Genomic DNA, 2,254 nt, shown 5'->3' on the forward strand with positions numbered 1-2,254 from the left:
GGAACGCGTCGGGCTCGTGCACCACGCTCATCCCGCGCCCGCCGCCGCCGGCCACCGCCTTGATGATGACCGGGTAGCCGATCCCGGCGGCGAACTCCGCGGCCTCGTCGGCGTGCTCGAGCGCGTCCCGGCTGCCCGGCAGGAGCGGCAGCCCCGCGTCCGACATGATCGAACGGGCGCTCGCCTTGTCGCCGAGACGGCTCATCACCGATGCCGGTGGGCCGACGAAGGTGATGCCCTCCTCCTCGCACACCTCGGCGAAGTCCGGGTTCTCCGAGAGAAATCCGTAGCCGGGGTGGATGGCGTCGGCGCCCCAGCCGCGTGCCGCCTCGATGACGGCGGGGATGTTGAGGTAGCTGGCCTTGGCCGGGCCGGGGCCGATCTGCACCGACTCGTCGGCGAACCGGACGACCGCCGAGTCACGGTCGGCTGCGGAGTGGACCGCCAGCGTGGCCAGCCCGAGCTCGCGGCAGGTGCGGGCGACCCGCAGCGCGATCTCGCCACGGTTGGCGATCAGCACCTTTTTGATCATCGGCCCGGGCCCGCCCGGTCGGCGTCGCCGGTGGCCACCGTCAGCAGGGGCTGGCCGTGCTCGACCGGGGTGCCGTCGGCCACCAGGATCTCCAGCACCCGGCCGGACGCGTCCGCCTCCACCGGGATCATCAGCTTCATCGCCTCGATGATCGCCACCTGCTGGCCGCGGGTGATCAGATCACCCACGGTGACGAACGGCTTGGCCCCGGGCTCGGGAGCCTGGTAGAACACGCCCACGGTGGCGGCACGCAGGATGTGCGCGTCGGCGTCCGCCGCGGCCGACCCGGCCACCGGCGATGCCGGCCCGGCCTGCTGTTGGACAGGCCCGGTGCTGGCCCCCGGCACCGGTCGCACCGGCACCGGCGGCGCTGCCGGTGCGACCAGCTCGGTGGACGCCGGCGGCGCCGCGTCCGGCCAGGCGATCTCGATGAAGACCTCGCCGGCCGCCGCCCGCACCCGGCTGGGCACCCGGGACGTCTGCGCGCTCAGGGCGAGCAGATGATCGCGGAGTACTGTCATGATCTCGTCGAGCTCGCCGGCGCCGGGCACCGCCGTCCGCACCGGCGGGACCCCGTTGACCTGGACCGGGCTCATCAGGCGCTTTCCTTCTCGTCAAGACCGTCCCGGTCGCGGCCGCGCTGGTCACGGCCGTCCCGGTCGTCATCGGCACCGTGGCCGCCGACACCGGCCCGGTCGAGGTCACGGTCGAGGTCACGGTCGAGATCCCGATCAAGCTCATGGTCGAGCTCGCGGTCGTCGTCGAGTGCGGTGAGCGTGTCGGCGCCGAAACGGCGGAACCGCGCCCGGCGGCCGGTGACGAGGGTCATCTGGTCCCGCGGCAGCAGCCGCGCCAACGTGCTGGTCAGCGCGTCGCGCAGGGCGTGCGCCGCGAGCAGGTGGTCGCTGTCGGCGCCCCCCTCGGGCTCGGGCACCACACCGTCGACGATCCCGCCGCGCAGCAGCTCGCGGGCGTCCACCCGCAGTGCCGCCGCGGCCTTCGGCCCGGCGGCGGCGTCCTTCCACAGGATTGCGGCGCACCCTTCCGGACTGATCACCGAGTAGACGGCGTTGGCGCACATCAGGACGCGGTCGGCGATCGCGAGCGCGAGCGCGCCGCCGCTGCCGCCCTCGCCGGTCACCACCGCCACCACCGGGACGGGCAGGCCCGCCATCAGCCGCAGGTTCTCGGCGATCGCGACCGACTGCCCGTTGCGCTCGGCGTCGATGCCGGGGAAGGCGCCCGCGGTGTCGATCAGGGTGATCACCGGCAGCCCAAGCTTGGCGGCCAGCCGCATCGCCCGGGCGGCCTTGCGGTAGCCGGCCGGCGACGGCATCCCATAGTTGCGCGCGGACAGCTCGGCCGCGCTGTGCCCCTTCTGCGTGCCGATCACGACGACCGGTGTGCCCTCGAGGCGGCCGAGCCCGCAGACCATCGCCGGGCAGTCCTCCGACATGCGGTCACCGTGCAGCTCCGCCCAATCCTCGATCATCAGGGCGATGTAGTCCAGGGTCGTCGGCCGGCCGAGCCGGCGGGCCAGCCGCACCGACTCCCACTGCTCCCGCGCGGGCAGCCGCTCCGGGTCGACGATCAGCGTGTCGCCCTCCGAGGGCCGCGGCACGGGCGGCCGCGCGGCCGACGGCTGGGACGCCGACAGCTGGGACGCCGACGGGCGAGACACCGACGGCCGGGACGGTGCGGGCCGCGGCGCGGGCACGGCCG

General features: G+C 74.5%; 3 protein-coding genes. All 3 read right to left on the reverse strand.

The genetic code is table 11. The features are described 5' to 3' along the window. Window positions 1–532: biotin carboxylase N-terminal domain-containing protein (locus NBX02_RS14300; protein WP_445548431.1), on the reverse strand; the 532-nt coding region annotated here is incomplete at its 3' end. Continuing rightward, window positions 529–1,128 (reverse strand): biotin/lipoyl-containing protein, encoded by a 600-nt coding sequence (locus tag NBX02_RS14305; protein ID WP_250291718.1) that lies wholly within the window; start codon window positions 1,126–1,128, stop codon window positions 529–531. The genes NBX02_RS14300 and NBX02_RS14305, both read right to left, overlap by 4 nt. Further along, window positions 1,128–2,254 (reverse strand): acetyl-CoA carboxylase carboxyl transferase subunit alpha (gene accA, locus NBX02_RS14310; RefSeq protein WP_250291719.1); only part of this gene is annotated, 1,127 nt, incomplete at its 5' end. The genes NBX02_RS14305 and accA, both read right to left, overlap by 1 nt.

The sequence above is a fragment of the Protofrankia sp. CiP1_Cm_nod1 genome, assembly GCF_920888515.1.
GTDB lineage: Bacteria > Actinomycetota > Actinomycetes > Frankiales > Frankiaceae > Protofrankia.

Excerpts from the sequence above, each read along its gene's own strand:
- NBX02_RS14305 (WP_250291718.1), bottom strand. The coding sequence starts at position 1,128 with ATGAGCCCGGTCCAGGTCAACGGGGTCCCGCCGGTGCGGACGGCGGTG.